This window comes from Kitasatospora sp. NPDC017646 (genome assembly GCF_044329365.1).
Taxonomy (GTDB): Bacteria; Actinomycetota; Actinomycetes; order Streptomycetales; family Streptomycetaceae; genus Kitasatospora.
The window spans coordinates 16,611-32,294 of sequence record NZ_JBIRJC010000026.1 but is presented as its reverse complement, the minus strand read 5'-3'; the positions used below and the strand labels follow the sequence as shown (position 1 = coordinate 32,294).

Sequence of the window (15,684 nt, the reverse complement as noted above, 5' to 3'; positions counted from 1 at the left end):
AGCGGCGGCGCCGAGGCCGCCCGGGGGTGGGAGCGAGGGCTGCATGAAGTCGTCCGAGGGGGCCGCGCAGGAGGCTTCGTGGCAGTGGGACGGGGAGGCCGGCGACCCCGGCGAGGTGCCCGGGGACGTGATCGGCGGGGGTGACGGCGGTCCCCGGCTGAGCAGGCGCGGGTTGCTGACCGGGGCCGGGGTGCTGGCCCTGGGCGGCGCGGCGTGGGCGGTCACCGCCTCACAGGGCGAGGGGCCGGCACCGGAGCCGCCGCCGACCGCCGTCTCGGGACCGACGCCGCTGTGGACGTACCGGGGGCCGGAGGCGACGACCCCGGAACGGCTGATCGTGCCGCCGGACAGGCCGGTGTCCCTGTCGAAGGCCGGCCTCCAGGTCCTCGACCCGGCCGACGGGGGCCCGAAGCGGCTGCTGAGCTTCGACCCGCCACCGCCCAGGGACTGGCCGAGCGACCTCCAACGCCCCGTCGGAAACGTCGCGGTCCAGCGCGACTACCTCTACACCGCCGCCTCCAAGGGCCACCTGGACGCCCACCACCTCACCGACCCCACCGCCGACTGGAGCCTGCCGCTGCCCGACGACCTCCAGGGCCAGCTCCAGCTCAACGCCGTGGGCGCCGGCGTCCTCTACGGCTGCGTCCTGGGCTGGCCCCGCGCGGACAGCGCCGTGCCGAGCAGCCGGCTCTTCGCCGTGCGGCTGGAGGAGCGGACCCTTCTGTGGTCGGTCGCGGTCGACCAACAGGAGCGGCCGGTCGCCCCCGCCCCCGGGTACGGCGGGAACCAGCTGGCCTGCGTGCGGTCCCTCGGCACCGGCCCCGAGCTGGTGGTCCGGGACGCCGCCACCGGCCGGGAGGTGTGGTCCACCCCGGCCGGCGGGGACCTGAGCTGGTGCACGGCCGCCGGACGGAACTTCCTCGTCCCGTACGGCGACGGCGGCGTGTGCCTGCTGGACGCCGACGGAAAGCCGCTCTGGACCCACTCCCCCGCCCGGGGCGAGTCCTGGCGCGCGCTGCCGCCCGTCCCGGACGCCGCCCGGGTGTTCGTCCCCCGCGACGACGGCGTCGTCACCTGCCTCGACACGGGCAACGGCCGGGTGCTCTGGTCCTGCCAGCTGCCGTTCCTGCTGGACCGCCGCAGCCGTCCACTGCTCCAGGAGGGCACGCTGTACGTCCCGGGCCCGGCGGCGGGCGGAGTCAGCGCGATCTACGCCGCGACCGGCGTCCTGGGGTGGACCTTCCGCGACTCCGGCCCCGGCCGGGACGTCTGGAGCCTCGCCTCCGGCGGGGGCCGGCTCTACGCCGGCCACGACGAGGTCCTGCACGCCCTCACGCTGACGTGAACCGACCCGACTCCCCCCGGCGGCCCGACGAACGGCAGGATGGCCTGGTGCAGGTACGCCCGATCTCCCCCGACAAGCTGGCCGAGCTGCTCGCCGACCGGATCACCGCACTGCCCGGCGCCGGCGAACGGTGGCTGCGGATCGCCGTGGACGGCGCCGCGGCCGCCCGGCCCGACCTGCTCGCCGACGCCCTGGTGGAGCCGCTGCGGCTGCGCGGCCGCCCCGCGCTGCGGGTGTCGGCGGCGGACTTCCTGCGCCCGGCCTCGATCCGTCTGGAGTACGGGCACCACGACACGGACGCCTTCCACGACCTCTGGCTGGACGACGGCGCCCTGCTACGCGAGGTGCTCGACCCGCTGGAGCCGGGTGGCAGCGGCCGGGTGCTGCCCTCGCTGCGCGACCCGGCCACCGACCGATCGACCCGCGCCCCGTACGTCCGACTCCCGCCGGGGGGAGTGCTGTTGCTGGACGGCGCACTGCTGCTCGGCCGCTGGTTGCCGCTGGAGCTGACCGTCCATCTGGCGCTCACCCCGGCCGCGCTGGCCCGCCGCACCCCGGCCGACCAGCAGTGGACGCTGCCCGCCTTCGCCCGCTACGAGGCGGAGACCGGGCCGGGCGAGGCCGCCGACGTCATCGTCCGGGTGGACGACCCACGGCACCCCGCCCTGGTCGAGCGACCGTAGGGCCCGGCCGGGATCCGTCGGACCGGGCAAGGGGATCCGCCGGTCAGGCACTACCCGCCGGGGCCGGGCCGCGCTGGCAGTACGGGCACCAGAACACCGCCCGGTCGCGCGGGGCGTCGCCCTGGCGCCCGGTCAGGACGGGCGTGACGCAGCGCGGGCAGGGCCGTCCGGCCCGGCCGTAGACCCAGTGCCGGTAGCCGGGCCGGGTGTCGCCGGTGGTGATGTGGCCGGGGCGCAGCTTGTTGGCCTCCAGCATCTGCCGGGCGCGCTCCACCAGCCGGTCGGGGTGCGGGACTTCGCCGACCTCGGTCCACGGCGTCACCCCGGCCACGAAGCACAGCTCGTTGGCGTAGACGTTGCCGATGCCGGCCAGGTTGCGCTGGTCGAGCAGGGCCTCGACGAGGGGCCGGGCAGGGCGGGCGAGGAGGCGGCGGACGGCCTCGACCGGGTCCCAGTCGGGACCGAGCAGGTCGGGGCCGAGGTGCCCGACGGCCCGCTGTTCGTCGGCGGTGCGCAGCAGCTCGACGACCGGGAGCCGGTAGCCGACGGCGGTGGCATGCTCGGTGCCGAGGAGGGCGCGGATCTGCCAGGCGGGGCCGCCGCTCCAGCGCTCGCCGGGCCGGTAGACCTCCCAGCGGCCGTCCATCCGCAGGTGGGTGTGCAGGGTGAGGCTGCCTTCGAGGCGGGTGAGCAGGTGTTTGCCGCGCGGGCGGACCTCCAGCACCCGGCACCCGGCGAGCGCCGCGGTCGCATGCGCGGGCACCCGCAGTTCGGCGCTGGTCAGCAGCTGTCCGGCGAGGGCGTCGTGCAGCCGGGCCGCCGCGCGGTAGATGGAGTCACCTTCTGGCATGACTCCATTCTGGTCCGCGCGGCGGCCCGGCGCGGCGCCGCCCCCGGTGGCGCTACAGGGAGTGGGCGCCGCCCTCGACGTACTCCTCGCGCACCACGACGACCGGGCAGGGCGCGTGCTCGGTGACGTGGCGGCTGACCGAGCCCAGCAGCAGACCGGAGAAGCCGCCGCGGCCGCGGCTGCCGACGACCAGCAGCGCGGCGCCCTTGGCGGCCTGCAGCAGGGCGCCCGCCGCGTTGCCGGGCAGCACGCCCTCCCTGATCGTCACGCCGGCGTCCTCGCCGACGACCTTGGCGACGCTCTCGGTGAGGGTCTTTCCGGCGAGTTCCTCCGGGTTGTAGACGTCGGCCGGCACGGCCGTCCCGCCCCAGCCGTAGAAGGCCGGGTACTCCCAGGCGGCGATCGCGTCGATGGTCCCGCCGACGGCCTTGGCGTAGTCGACCGCCCAGCGCAGCGCCTGCTCAGAGGCGGGTGAGCCGTCCACACCGACGACGATCCGGGGGTTGTCGCTCATGCCGTGTCTCCTTCGGTTGCTCCTGCTCGGTCCCAACCTGCCAAACATAGATCAAATCGGACAAACGGCCGGCAATTGCCGCGCCGTCTACGGCGCTCCGCCCTCCCGGACTGGCGACCGACCTGCGGAGGAGGTGGGCCGCGGCTCTTCCTCAACGCCTGCGGTCGACTCGACTGCGGTAGGCGGCCCAGGAGTTGGACATCCGCTCGATCTGGCCCGGGGTGAACCGGGTCATGCAGGCGTCGTAGCTGTAGTCCATGAAGTTGTGGATCGGGTCGAGCCTGCCGCCCGGGCAGCTGTGGCGGCCCTCGGGGCAGCCGTAGGCGGGGGTGCGCTCGGGCGGGGTGTCGTCCACGTAGTCGCCCGGGGGCAGGCAGCTGCCCTGGAAGGTGTGGAAGAGGCCGAGCCAGTGGCCGATCTCGTGGGTGGCGGTGTTCCCCTTGTCGTAGTGGGTGGCCGGGCCGCCGGGCAGCGAGTCGTCCAGGATGACCACGCCGTCGTCGGTCGGGTGGGAGCGGTAGGCGTCGGGGAAGGTCGACCAGCCGAGCAGTGCCTGTCCGAGGTGGGCGGTGTAGAGGTTGAGGGTGCCCTGGTCGCCCTTGCGCAGGGCGCTCTTCATCGCCCGCTCGGCGGCGGAGCCGGGCGTCATGCCGGTGTACCAGGCGGCGTTGTCGGTCCAGTCGGCGCCGGCCAGCTCGAAGTGGAAGGGGGTGGGCGTGTTGCCCTCGCCCTGGCCCCCGTAGGTGGCGTTCAGGTGGTCGATCTGGGCGGCGACGACGCCCTTGTCCAGCCGTCCGGCGTTCCCGGAGTGGATCACGTGGACGTACACCGGGATGCCGGTCGGGGCGGCGGCCAGCGGGATGTGGGCGGAGCCGAGCCCGGCGAGCCGGTCGGCCAGGTCCGCCTGCATCGCACGGGCCTCGTCGGCGCTCACGGCGTTCGGGTCCCCGCCCGCCCGGCTGCCGGCCGCTTTGCGGGCCGCGGCGTCGGCGCCCTCGCAGACGGCCGTCGCCACCGCCCGGTGCGGGGCCGGCGCCGCGAACTGGCTCAGACCGGCCGCGGCGACCAGCGCGGCGGCGCAGGGGAACAGACGGGGGGCGCGCGAGCGCACCCGGACAGTACGGCGCATCAGCGCTCCTGACGGGGGAGTCGACGGGGATCCGCCCGCTCATCGGGCCCGCCCGCCGCCCACGGGCGACCGGCGCCCGGCGCGGACCCGCACGAGGCTACGACGCCGAGAAGTCGATCTCCCGCAGGGCACGCGCGGCACACCGGTCGAGTACCACGGCCGACGCAAAGCCGGCGGGCGGCCGCCCCGCCCCGAGCAGCAGCCGTCGCAGCCGGGCGGCCGCGCCCCGATGCCGGGCGAAGGCGTAGCGCGAGACCCGCCGCCCGCGCCGCAGCTGGCCGGCCCGGGCCTCGGCCGGGTCGGCGTCGAGCAGCAGCAGGTGCACCCCGCGGCCCTGCCGTTCGGCGGCGCGGGTGACCCAGGCCCGGACGAAGGGCAGCGTGCCGCAGTCGTGCACCGCGAGCGGACCGCCGTCCAGGACGGCCCGGCGCAGCCGCCGGTAGTGGGCGAGCCGGGCGAGCGGGCGGTAGAGCGCGTACGGGAGGCGGCCGGGCAGCCGGGCCGCGTACTCCTCGCGGACCAGCTGGGAGTCGACCAGCGGGGCGCGGACGCAGCGGCGCATCAGGGTGCTCTTGCCGCTGCCGGGAAGTCCGGTGACGACCAGGAGGTCACCGGCGGGGTAGTGCAGGACGGCGGGGCCGGCGCCGCGCAGCTCGTGCACCCCGGCCCGGACCGCCCGACCGTCCGTACCGCGGGGCGGCGGCACCCGTGGCACCGCCGCCCGCGATGTTCGTACGCCCGTCACCGGCCCTCCCCCGTTGTTCCCGTCCCTGGAGCATGGCGCATTCCCAAGGGTGAGTAAAGACCCGTGGTCAGGGCGGTGCGGAGGGCTTCGGGACCTAGCCCAGCTGCGGGGCGACGCGGGAGGCCACCAGCTCCAGGTGGTCGAGGTCGCCCAGGTCCAGCACCTGGAGGTAGAGCCGCCGGCTGCCGACCGCCGCGTACCGGCCGATCTTCTCCACGACCTCGTCCGGGGTGCCGGCCAGGCCGTTCTCCTTCAGCTCAGCCACCTCGCGGCCGATCGCGGCGGCGCGGCGGGCCACCTCCGCGTCGTCCCGGCCGACGCAGAGCACCAGGGCGTTGGAGTACACCAGCTCGTCGGCCGAGCGGCCGGCCTGCTCGACGGCGGCCCGGACCCGGCCGAACTGGGCGGCGGTGTCGTCCACCGAGGCGAACGGCAGGTTGAACTCGTCGGCGAAGCGGGCGGCCAGCGCCGGGGTGCGCTTCGGGCCGAGGCCGCCGACCAGCACCGGGATGCGCTCCTGGACGGGCTTGGGCAGCGCGGGCGAGTCGGTGAGCGTGTAGTACTTCCCGGCGAAGTCGAAGGTGTCGCCGAGCTTGGTCCGCCACAGCCCGGTGATGATCTCCAGCTGCTCCTCCAGCCGCCCGAACTTCTCCTTGGGGAAGGGGATGCCGTAGGCGGTGTGTTCGGCCTCGTACCAGCCGGCGCCGAGGCCGAACTCGACCCGGCCGCCGCTCATCGCGTCGACCTGGGCGACCTGGATCGCGGTGACGCCGGGCAGCCGGAAGGTGCCGGCGGTCATCAGGGTGCCGAGGCGGATGGTGCTGGTGTCGCGGGCGAGGCCGGCCAAAGTGATCCAGGCGTCGGTGGGGCCGGGCAGGCCGTCGACGTCACCCATCTTCAGGTAGTGGTCGGAACGGAAGAAGGCGCTGAAGACCTCGAGCTGCTCGGCGGTGCGGGCCACCCTCAGGAGGGTGTCGTAGCTCGCGCCCTGCTGGGGCTCGGTGAAGATGCGAAGATCCATGCGGACCATTCTGGTACGGACCACCCGATCGGGAACGCAGGGAACCGGCCATGCCACGGAACGTCCCGAAGGTGGCCAAGGTCTCAGCACGGAACCGTCACGGCCCGGCCTGCCCGCTCGGCGGCTCGCCTACCGTGGACGGATGTTCGCGACCCCCGACGAGTCCTACCGGCGCTCCCCCGACGAGCCGGCCGGCTGCCCGCTGCCCGGCATCGTGGCCGCCTTCACGCCCCGGCTGGCCGAGTTCGCCTTCGAGCCCGGTTTCGTCGCGGCGGTCGACCAGCACGCGGCGATGCTGCGCGAACTGCTGTACGCGCAGGGGCCGGAGCTCGCGCCCCGGCCCCTGGACCGTGAGGAACTGTCGGACTACGCGCTGGGCTTCCTGGACGCGCTCGCCGAGATCGGCTGGCGGGAGCCGGTCGGCTACGACTACGCCGTCATCCGGCTGACCGCGATCTGTTGGCTGGTGCGCGAGCAGGGCCTGCTGGAGGCCTGAGGGCCCGGGCCGTCAGCGGTCCGGGCCGGGGTCGGTGCCCGGGGCCGGCGGGTAGCCCGGTCCGGTCTGGGTGGTCGGTCCGGTCTGGGTGGTCGGGCGGGCCGGCTGGTTGGCCAGCGCGTCGGAGCGGCCGGCCTGGTAGGAGCTGCCGCGCAGCCTGGCGGTCTCCTGCTCGGCGTTGTCCAGCCACCGGTCCCAGCGCCGGCGCATCGGCATGATCAGGCCGCCGCCGACGCCGACCACCAGCACACCCGCGATGGTGGCGAGCGCGGCGATCAGCACCGGACCCGTGATCGCGGTCGCGATCCCGCCCTGACCGAGCGCCGCGATCACGCCGAGCGCCACGATGAACCCCCAGGTCACCGTCGCGACGGTGCGGCCGTACGAGGTGCCGGAGAGCGCGCTGCCGACGATGTCGCGCACGGCGTTGGCGATGGCCATCGCCACCACCACGATCGCGACCGCCACGATGGCCCTGGGCAGCCAGGCGACGATGCCGTGGATCATCACGCTGATCGGGTTGGGGCCGAAGACGCCGAACGCCAACTGCAGGGCCATCAGCAGGATCGCGTAGTAGACGATCTTGCAGACGATGCCGGTCATGTCGTACTTCGAACCGCTGAGGTAACGGGCCATCCCGGCCCGCACGGCGACCCGCTCGGACCCGAGCCGACGCAGCACCCGGTCCAGGACCCCGGCGATCGCCTTGGCCACGATCCAGCCGATGGCCAGGATCACCAGGAAGGCGATGAACTGCGGAACGACCCTGGCGATCTTGGACCAGGCCTGGGTGAAACCCGACCCGAAGTCGACGGAGAGTGCGAGCTGCTGAGCCACGGAGTCCTCCACTCGGTGACACGGCGCCAGAACGGCGCGGTCTACCCCCCACCCTTCGTGAATAGCAGCACTCCGCGCCTCCCGCGCGCGCCCGGTCGGCCGGGATGGTTCCCTCGGGTGAACACCCCGGCCGTACGCCCGCGTACAGTGGCGGTCCGGGCCGAGCGCGGTGGCGGCCCGGGTCCCATGGGGCGCGCGTCATGGGTCGCGGGTCATGGGTCGCGGATCGCGGGTGACGGAGCTGGACGGTGCAGAGGTGATCGGAAGCAGTACGGGCCCGACCGCGCACGCCGCGCTGCACTGGCGGGTGCGCCCCTCGGCGGCCCGGGCCGCCGTCCTCGTCCTCCACGGCGGCGAGGAGCACAACCTCGCCCGGCCCCGCCCGCTCAACCTCCCACTGCTGCGCATGCACGGCTTCCTTCGCGCGCTGACCAGGGCGACGGCGGGCACCGGTACCGCCCTCGGCACCGTCCGCTACCGCCACCGCGGCTGGAACGGCGCCCGCGCCGACGCCGCCCGGGACGCCCTCGCCGCACTCGACGAACTCGCCGCGACCCTCGGCCCGGTGCCGACCGTCCTGGTCGGCCACTCCATGGGCGGCCGCGCCGCCCTGCGGGCCGGCGGCCACCCTGCCGTCACCGGCCTGGTCGCCCTCGCCCCCTGGTGCCCCGCCGAGGACCCCTGCGACCACCTCGCCGGCCGCGACCTCCTGCTCCTGCACGGCGACCGCGACACCGTCACACCACCCGCCGACACCGTCGCCTTCGCCGCCCGCAGCCGCGCCGCCGGCGCCCGCGTCTGCGGCTACACCGTCACCGGCAGCGGCCACGCCATGCTCCAGCGCATCCCCGACTGGCACCGTGCCACCACCCGCCTCACCACCGCCCTCCTCGGCCTCCACCCCTTCCCCGCCGAAACCGCCTCCGCCCTCGCCCTCCCATCCGCCTCCCCCGAAGCCCTCACCCTTCCCCTCCCCCGCCAACCCCGCCCCGCTCCCACCCGGGGAACCCCCGTCTGAGGCGCTGGACGGGGCCCGCACCGGAGAGGGCGCCCGAGCTCGAGACGGGCGCCGCGCGCGCGGCGATCAGGAGGCGGGGTCCGTCCCCGCGGATTCCGTCGGATTCAGGCCGCGGAGGCGGGCGCCCGGGGCGGCCCGGAACGGGACGTACTCGGGCCGTTCGGGCGGTTCGGGCGGTTCGCGCCCGCGTCCGCGCGCGCGTCCGGGCGGATGCCCCCCGCGGGAGCTCCGACGCTCAGGAGCTACCCGGGGAGGGCCCCCACGGTGCGGGGGTGTGGTTCGACGGGTGGGGTGGGGAGGTGGCCGGCGAGGAGGGCTTGGCCGAGGGGGGTGGGGCGGTGGGTGACGGTGCGGCCGGTGCGGTCCTTGGTGGTGAGGCCGGAGTCGGCGAGGACGGTGGCGTGTTCGCTGGCCGAGGCGGTGGAGATGTCGAGGAGGGAGGCCAGCTCCTTGGTGGAGCAGGGGCCGTGGGTGGCGATGGCCTCCAGGGCGGCGGCGCGGGTCTGGCCGAGCAGGGCGGTGAGGGTGCGGCTGGGGGTGGGTTCGGGCTCGGGCTGCAAGGGACCGCTGATCCTCGCCGGGTAGAGGAGGACGGGCTGCTGGCGCGGGTCCTCGAAGCGGGCGATGACGGGGCGGCGGGGGCCGAACACACAGGGCTGGAGCAGGAGTCCGCGGCCGTCCAGCCGGACGTCGTGCCGGCAGCCGTTGGCGAGCGGGAAGCTGAGCACCGGGCGGTGCCAGGACACGGCCGGGTGCAGCGAGCCGAGGACCTGCTCCGGTTCGGTGATCCGCCGGCGGCGGCCGTGCTCGGTGGTGACGATCGTCTCGATCTGCCGCCGGTAGGGGTCGATCGCGCGGGTCTGGTAGTCGGCGGTGACGTTGCCGAGCAGCTTCCTGGCCCGCCGGTCCCCCGCCGCCACGCCGCGGGCGAAGGCGCTCAACTGCCGTTCCCCGCCCACGGATCGCAGGTGGTCGCGGAGCGGCTCCTCGGGGGCTCCGGCGGTGGCGCTCTCGGTGGCGCCCGGGTCCCGGCGGACGGTCAGGAACTCGGGGATCGCCGAGGGCGTGTAGAGGTCGAAGAGCAGCGCGGTGCGCGGGTTCCAGCACGCCCGCAGCCGGTTGCGCCAGATCTCGAAGCGCGGATCGCAGCGGCCGCTGACCAGGGCGTGGACGCTGAGGGACAGCTCCATCGACATGTCGGGGCGCTCCGCGACCCGGATGCGGTCCAGGTCGTCCGTACCGAAGAAGATTCGCAGCACGGACGCGATCGTCACCCCGCGGACGCCCGGTCCGCAAGACCGTTCGGCGAGAACCGAATCCATGGCGGAGCGGGCTGGGCACGACGAGACTCGTCGGACCGGCGGCGGGCCCGGGTGACGGACCGGACCCGCCCCGGGAGCGGGCCCGGTGGCGCTCCGGCGTACGGTCGGGATCAGCCGAGACCGGCTGCCGACTCCACCACCACCCCGTAGAGGTCCCCGATGGTGGCGAGGGCGCCGCGATGGACCTGGGCGGCGGTCAGCTCCGCGGCGCCGGACCGCAGCGGGCGGGTCGCGCAGGCGTCGGAGACGACGGTGGGGCGGTTGCCCCGAAGGAAGGCGCCGGCGGTGGTGAAGGCGACGCACATGTGGGTCATGAACCCGGCGATCACGACGTCCCGGTGACCGGCCGCGTCCACCAGCTCGCCGAGGCCGGTGCCGACGAAGGCGTCCGGGGCCTGCTTGACGACCACCGGCTCCCCCTCGACGGGAGCGACGTTCGGATGGATCTGCCCGATCTCGGCGCGGACGTCGTACGGGGTGCCAGGGCCGCCGTCGTTGATGACGTGGATCACGGTGGCGCCGGCCGCCCGGGCCCGGGCGAGCAGCGCGGCGGCCGCGTCGAGTGCCTCGCGCCAGCCGGTCAGCTCCATGACGCCGCGGGTGTAGGTGTTCTGGTAGTCGATCAGGACCAGGGTCGCGGCGCCGAGCACGGCCGGCTCGTCGTCGAGGCCGTTGAGGGCCCGCAGGGTGGTCGTGGGCATGGCTGTACCGCCTTCGTCGTGCGGAGGGATGGAGGCTGTTCGCAGGTCACGCCCGGCGCGGCCTGCCTCTGCGAAGAACGCTACGAGCGGGCTCGGCATGGCGGCAATGCCGTCTAACATGCAGATTCCGACATGGAGGGGCAGTACATGGGGAAGCGGCTGATCGTCATCGTCCTGTTCGAGGGCGTCGACCTGCTGGACGTCACCGGGCCGCCGGAGGTGTTCTCGCTGGTCCAGCGGGAGAGCGCCGGCGCGACCGGCTACCGGGTGGTGCTGGCCGCCGCGACCACCGAGCCGGTCACCACCGCCGCCGGGGTGCGGATCCTGCCCGACCTCACCTTCGACCAGGCGGCGGCCGCGGGCGGCATCGACACCCTGCTGGTACCCGGGGCCGTGGAGGTCGACGGCGGACGGGTCCAGGCGCTGACCGACCCGGACGTGGTCGACCACGTCCGCACCCTGGCCGCCCGCGCCCGCCGGATCGCCTCCGTCTGCGTCGGTGCCCACCTGCTGGCGGCCGCCGGACTGCTGGACGGCAAGCGGGCCACCACCCACTGGTCGACCGCGGCCCAACTCGCCGCCGAACACCCGCAGATCGAGGTGGACGCCGACCCCATCTTCATCCGCGACGGCGAGGTGTGGACGGGCGCGGGCATCAGCGCCTGCCTGGACCTCTCGCTCGCGCTGGTGGCCGAGGACTTCGGCGAGGAACTCGCCCTGCGGGTGGCCCGGCAGCTGGTGATGTACCTCAAACGCCCCAGCGGCCAGAGCCAGTTCAGTGTCCCGCTGGCGCCAGTCTCCACCACCCGGCGGATCGAGGAGTTGCGCCACCACATCCTGCGCAACCTCTCCGGACGGCTCACCGTGCCGGACCTCGCGGCCCACGCGCACGTCAGCGAACGTCAGTTGGTGCGGATCTTCAAGACCGAGCTGGGCACCACCCCGAGCGCCTACGTCGAGTCGGCCCGGGTCGAACTCGCCCGCCACCGGCTGGAGTCCGGCGACGACACCCTCGAACGCATCGCCACCGCCTGCGGGTTCGGCACCACGGACACCCTGGTGCGCGCCTTCCGCCGCCGCCTGGACACCACGCCGACCGACTACCGCCGTCGCTTCCGCACGGTCACGGCCCCGCCGACCGGACGGTGAACGACGTACGGCCTCACGCCCCCGCCAGCCGGACGGTGAACGACGTACGGCCGGGCCGGCTGGCAGCCTCCACCGTGCCGCCGTGCGCCTGCACCACGGCCCGTACGATGGCCAGCCCCAGCCCGGTCGAGCCCGTGGCCCGGGAGCGGGCGCGGTCCCCCCGGACGAACCGCTCGAAGACCCGCTCCAGCAGCTCCGCCGGAATCCCGGGCCCCTCGTCGGTGACGCTCAACTCCACCCGTCCGGAGGCGAGTGCGAGGCGCAGCTCGACCGCCGTACCGGCCGGGGTGTGGGTGCGGGCGTTGGCCAGCAGGTTGGCCACCACCTGGCTCAGCCGGTGCTCGTCCCCGCGCACCAGCACCGGTTCCTCCGGCAGTACCAGGCGCCAGCGGTGGTCCGGGCCGGCCGCCCGGGCGTCGGCCACGGCGCCCAGCACGATCCGGGTGAGGTCCACCTCGTCCTCGGCCAGCGGGCGCCCGGCGTCCAGCCGGGCGAGCAGCAGCAGGTCCTCGACGATCGCGCCCATCCGCAGCGCCTCGGCGTCGATCCGCTCCAGCGAGTGCCGCACCTCGCCGGGCACCGGCCCGGGGTGGCGCAGCGCCAGCTCGGCGTGGCCGCGGACGGCCGCCACGGGGGTGCGCAGTTCGTGGCTGGCGTCGGCGGCGAAACCGCGCAGCCGCTCCTCCACCGCGTGGCGGCGGGCCAGCGCGTCGCCGACGTGGCCGAGCATCCGGTTGAGCGCCGCGCCGACCCGGCCGACCTCGGTGCGCGGATCGTCGTCCGGCACCCGTTCGGCGAGCATCACCTCACCGCTGGCCAGCGGCAGGGCGCTCACCCGCTCGGCCATGACCACCACCCGCCGCAGCGGGCGCAGCGAGAAGCCGACCCAGGCCGCCCCGGCGGCGCCGGCCACGGTGACGGCGATCGCGAAGACGGTCAGCTCCAGGGTCTCCAGCCGCTCCACCGTCTCCTCGGCGGGCCGCACCGGCAGCCCGCTGACCAGCACGTCGCCGTCCCGCCCGGCCACCGCCCGGACCCGGTAGTGGCCCAGCGCGCCGCCGAGGTCGACGGTGCGGGCCGGGCCTCCGACCGGCAGGGCCGCCAGGGCGCGCTGCCGGTCGGGCGGGAAGGAGACCCGGTCGTCCTCGTCGTCGGGGCTGTTCGCGTCGTCGGCGTCCCCGTCGACCACCCCGGCGGCGGTCACCCGGCCGCCCAGCAGCCGTACGCCCAGGGTGCCGGGGGTCTGGGCCCGGGTGTCCGGGCCGGCGCCCGCACCGGTGTGCTCCAGGCTGGCGGCGTAGCGGCCGCCGGTCTCGGCGAGCTGCTGGTCGAGCCGGTCGACCAGGAAGTGGCGCAGGGCGGCGGCGGTCGCGAAGCCGACGGCGGCGCAGGTGACCACCAGCAGCACCAGCAGGCCGGCGATCAGGCGGGCGCGCAGGGTGCGGGGAGACAGCCTCTTCAGCAGGTTCACGGCACGGCTCACCCCCCGGCTGGCGGCGCCGCTCCCCGTACGGCTCACGGCGCGGCCTTGATCAGGTAGCCCGCGCCGCGCACGGTGTGGATCATCGGGCTGCGGCCGGCGTCCAGCTTCTTGCGCAGGTAGCTGATGTACAGCTCCACGATGTGCGCCTGCCCGCCGAAGTCGTACGACCAGACCGCCTCCAGGATCTGCGCCTTGCTGAGCACCTGCCGGGGGTGGCGCATCAGGTGGGCGAGCAGCGCGTACTCGGTCGGGCTGAGCTCGATGGTCTCGCCGTCGCGGGTCACCTCGCGGGCCCGGTCGTCGAGGACGAGGTCACCGAGCACCAGGGCGTGTGCGGGCGGCCGGTCCGGCTCGGCCGGCGGGGCGGCCCGGCGCAGCAGCCCGCGCAGCCGGACCACCACCTCCGCCAGGCTGAACGGCTTGGTCACGTAGTCGTCGCCGCCCGCCGCGATGCCCGCGATCCGCTCCTCGACGGCGTCCCGGGCGGTCAGGAAGAGCACCCGTACCTCGGGCTGCTCGGCGTGCACCCGGCGCAGCACCTCCAGGCCGTCGAGATCGGGCAGCATCACGTCCAGCACCACGGCGTGCGGGCGCCAGTGCGCCGCCTCCCGGACGGCCTCCAGTCCGGTGGTCGCGCCGCGCGCCTGCCAGCCCTCGTAGCGGACCGCGCCGCAGACCACCTCCACCAGGTCGGGTTCGTCGTCGACGACCAGGACGCGCCAGTCCGCGCGGTCGTCCGGACGGCCTGCGGTGTCGTCCATGGTGCTCCCTCGGTTCGGCGGTGGCCGACGCTCATTCTGGCCTGCCCCGATGAGAAAGCCGTGAGATCGCCGGAGCTGGTTCGTAGACCCGTACATTAACGCTGACCTGCGGTGATGATGCTCCAGAAGGGTACCTGGCCGGCCTTCCTCAGAGGTGACTCAGAGCTTGCGGTGCGATCGTGGACCGCCCCGGCGGGGCCGCGCCGCCGCCGGGAGTTGAGGAGGTTCCCCGATGACCACTGCCACCGCACCGAAGTCCCGGCAGACGTCCGCCGCCCCGCGCCACCGGGCGGCGGCGCGCCCGCCGCTCGCCCTGCCCCCGAACGCGGCGCTCGGCCTGATCGCGGCCGGCGCGCTCGGCGTGCTCGGGCTGTGGTGGCTGAACACCGCCTCCGTGGTGGGCGCGGCCGGGTGGCTGACCGGCGCCGGGCGGATCACCGGGCTGCTCGCCGGGTACGCCGCGCCGGTGCTGCTCCTGCTGATGGCCCGGCTCCCGGCGGTGGAGCGCGGGGTCGGCGCCGACCGGCTGGCCCGCTGGCACGCGTACGGCGGACGCTGGCTGGTCGCCCTGGTCTCGGTGCACGTGCTGACCGTCATCTGGGGCTACGCGCTCACCGACGGGCGCGGGCTGGTCGGCGAGGGCGTGGAGATCGTCTTCCACTACCCCGAGATGCTCAAGGCCTCCCTGGGCACCCTGCTGATGCTCGGCACCGGCCTGGTCTCCGCCCGGGCGGCACGCCGCCGGCTCTCCTACGAGACCTGGTACTACCTGCACCTGGCCACCTACCTCGCGGTGGCGCTCGCCTTCGCCCACCAGCTGGCCACCGGCGCCGACCTCGGCGGCGGTCCCGGCCAGGCCGCCTGGTACGCGCTGTACTTCGGCACGGCGGCGCTGCTCGGCTGGTTCCGGCTGCTGCGGCCGTGGCTGCTCGACCGACGGCACGGCCTTCGGGTGGCCGAGGTGCGGCCGGAGGGCCCCGGCGTGGTGTCGCTGTTCCTGTCCGGCCGCCGGCTGGACGAGCTCCGCGCCGAGCCGGGCCAGTTCTTCCGGCTCCAGTTCCAGGCGCCCGGGCTGCGCTGGGCCGCCAACCCGTACTCGCTGTCCGCGCCGCCGCACCCGGACTTCCTCCGCTTCACCGTCAAGGACCTCGGCGGGCACAGCGCCGCCGTCGCCGCGCTGCGGCCGGGCACCCGGGTGCGGGCCGAGGGGCCGTACGGGGCGTTCACCGGGCGGCAGCAGCGGCAGCGCCGGGTGCTGCTGCTCGGGGTGGGTGTGGGGATCACGCCGCTGCGGGCGCTGTTCGAGACGCTGCCGGGCGAGGTCACGCTGGTGCAGCGGGCCCGGCGCGCGGAGGACGTGCTGTTCCGGACCGAGCTGGCCGAGGTCGCCCGGCAGCGCGGCGCGGTGGTGCACGAGCTGCTCGGCTCGCGGGAGCAGGTCGGGGACCTGGGCGCGGCGCTCGCGCGGCTGGTGCCGGGCCTGGCCGAGCACGAGGTGTACCTGTGCGGGCCCGAGGCCGTCTCCGAGGAGGCCGTGCGCGCGCTGCGGGCGGCCGGGGTGCGGGCGGGGCGCATCCACCGTGAGTCCTTCGTCTTCTGAACCTGTCCCACCCGTGCACGTACGCGTAGT

Annotated in this window: 16 protein-coding genes; 6 read left to right on the top strand and 10 right to left on the bottom strand. The window is 75.1% G+C overall.

The features are described 5' to 3' along the window. Positions 1-43: 43 nt before the first annotated feature. Together ACH4J0_RS30540 and ACH4J0_RS30535 are read left to right on the top strand one after the other, a co-directional pair. The gene (locus tag ACH4J0_RS30540) at positions 44-1,345 is read left to right on the top strand and encodes a PQQ-binding-like beta-propeller repeat protein (protein ID WP_396243915.1); all 1,302 of its coding nucleotides are present in this window, start codon (positions 44-46) and stop codon (positions 1,343-1,345) included. Positions 1,346-1,392: 47 nt separating this feature from the next. After that, the gene (locus tag ACH4J0_RS30535) at positions 1,393-2,028 is read left to right on the top strand and encodes a uridine kinase (RefSeq protein WP_396243913.1); all 636 of its coding nucleotides are present in this window, start codon (positions 1,393-1,395) and stop codon (positions 2,026-2,028) included. A gap of 43 nt (positions 2,029-2,071) precedes the next feature. On the opposite strand, the gene ACH4J0_RS30530 is transcribed toward ACH4J0_RS30535, so the two are convergent. The 5 genes from ACH4J0_RS30530 to ACH4J0_RS30510 all read right to left on the bottom strand — a co-directional run bounded on the left by ACH4J0_RS30530 (position 2,072) and on the right by ACH4J0_RS30510 (position 6,287). Continuing rightward, a complete protein-coding gene (locus ACH4J0_RS30530) occupies positions 2,072-2,878 on the bottom strand; it encodes a DNA-formamidopyrimidine glycosylase family protein (RefSeq protein WP_396243911.1) in 807 nt (268 codons plus the stop codon). A gap of 52 nt (positions 2,879-2,930) precedes the next feature. Next, positions 2,931-3,392, bottom strand: a complete 462-nt coding sequence (locus ACH4J0_RS30525; protein WP_396243910.1) for a universal stress protein — start codon at positions 3,390-3,392, stop codon at positions 2,931-2,933. Between the two features lie 151 nt (positions 3,393-3,543). Then, positions 3,544-4,521, bottom strand: coding sequence for a zinc metalloprotease (locus tag ACH4J0_RS30520; protein ID WP_396243909.1), 978 nt, complete (start codon positions 4,519-4,521; stop codon positions 3,544-3,546). A 97-nt stretch (positions 4,522-4,618) separates the two neighbouring features. Then, positions 4,619-5,227 carry an AAA family ATPase gene (locus ACH4J0_RS30515; protein WP_396243906.1) on the bottom strand — a complete coding sequence of 203 codons (609 nt, stop codon included), beginning with the start codon at positions 5,225-5,227 and terminating at the stop codon, positions 4,619-4,621. A gap of 133 nt (positions 5,228-5,360) precedes the next feature. Then, entirely contained in the window at positions 5,361-6,287 is a 927-nt protein-coding gene (locus ACH4J0_RS30510) for an LLM class F420-dependent oxidoreductase (RefSeq protein ID WP_396243903.1), read from the bottom strand. A gap of 142 nt (positions 6,288-6,429) precedes the next feature. On the opposite strand from ACH4J0_RS30510, the gene ACH4J0_RS30505 reads away from it, so the two are divergent. Then, positions 6,430-6,783 carry a DUF6401 family natural product biosynthesis protein gene (locus ACH4J0_RS30505; RefSeq protein WP_396243901.1) on the top strand — a complete coding sequence of 118 codons (354 nt, stop codon included), beginning with the start codon at positions 6,430-6,432 and terminating at the stop codon, positions 6,781-6,783. Positions 6,784-6,795: 12 nt separating this feature from the next. Here ACH4J0_RS30505 and ACH4J0_RS30500 read toward each other — a convergent pair whose 3' ends face one another. Further along, complete coding sequence (locus ACH4J0_RS30500) at positions 6,796-7,620, bottom strand: hypothetical protein (RefSeq protein WP_396243900.1); 825 nt, start codon at positions 7,618-7,620, stop codon at positions 6,796-6,798. Between the two features lie 232 nt (positions 7,621-7,852). Between ACH4J0_RS30500 and ACH4J0_RS30495 the strand changes: the two genes are divergently transcribed. Then, positions 7,853-8,638, top strand: a complete 786-nt coding sequence (locus ACH4J0_RS30495) for a serine aminopeptidase domain-containing protein (protein WP_396243898.1) — start codon at positions 7,853-7,855, stop codon at positions 8,636-8,638. 242 nt (positions 8,639-8,880) lie between these two features. On the opposite strand, the gene ACH4J0_RS30490 is transcribed toward ACH4J0_RS30495, so the two are convergent. After that, entirely contained in the window at positions 8,881-9,897 is a 1,017-nt protein-coding gene (locus tag ACH4J0_RS30490; RefSeq protein WP_396243896.1) for an ArsR/SmtB family transcription factor, read from the bottom strand. A 173-nt stretch (positions 9,898-10,070) separates the two neighbouring features. After that, entirely contained in the window at positions 10,071-10,661 is a 591-nt protein-coding gene (locus tag ACH4J0_RS30485; RefSeq protein ID WP_396243894.1) for an isochorismatase family protein, read from the bottom strand. Positions 10,662-10,808: 147 nt separating this feature from the next. Here ACH4J0_RS30485 and ACH4J0_RS30480 point away from each other — a divergent pair, with 147 nt between their 5' ends. Then, positions 10,809-11,810, top strand: a complete 1,002-nt coding sequence (locus tag ACH4J0_RS30480; RefSeq protein WP_396243892.1) for a GlxA family transcriptional regulator — start codon at positions 10,809-10,811, stop codon at positions 11,808-11,810. Between the two features lie 13 nt (positions 11,811-11,823). Here the strand turns inward: ACH4J0_RS30480 and ACH4J0_RS30475 are convergent, their stop codons facing one another. Both ACH4J0_RS30475 and ACH4J0_RS30470 read right to left on the bottom strand, forming a co-directional pair. After that, positions 11,824-13,272 carry a sensor histidine kinase gene (locus ACH4J0_RS30475; protein WP_396243999.1) on the bottom strand — a complete coding sequence of 483 codons (1,449 nt, stop codon included), beginning with the start codon at positions 13,270-13,272 and terminating at the stop codon, positions 11,824-11,826. A 53-nt stretch (positions 13,273-13,325) separates the two neighbouring features. Continuing rightward, complete coding sequence (locus ACH4J0_RS30470) at positions 13,326-14,054, bottom strand: response regulator transcription factor (RefSeq protein WP_396243891.1); 729 nt, start codon at positions 14,052-14,054, stop codon at positions 13,326-13,328. A gap of 232 nt (positions 14,055-14,286) precedes the next feature. On the opposite strand from ACH4J0_RS30470, the gene ACH4J0_RS30465 reads away from it, so the two are divergent. Beyond that, positions 14,287-15,654 (top strand): ferric reductase-like transmembrane domain-containing protein, encoded by a 1,368-nt coding sequence (locus ACH4J0_RS30465; protein ID WP_396243890.1) that lies wholly within the window; start codon positions 14,287-14,289, stop codon positions 15,652-15,654. Positions 15,655-15,684 lie beyond the last annotated feature (30 nt).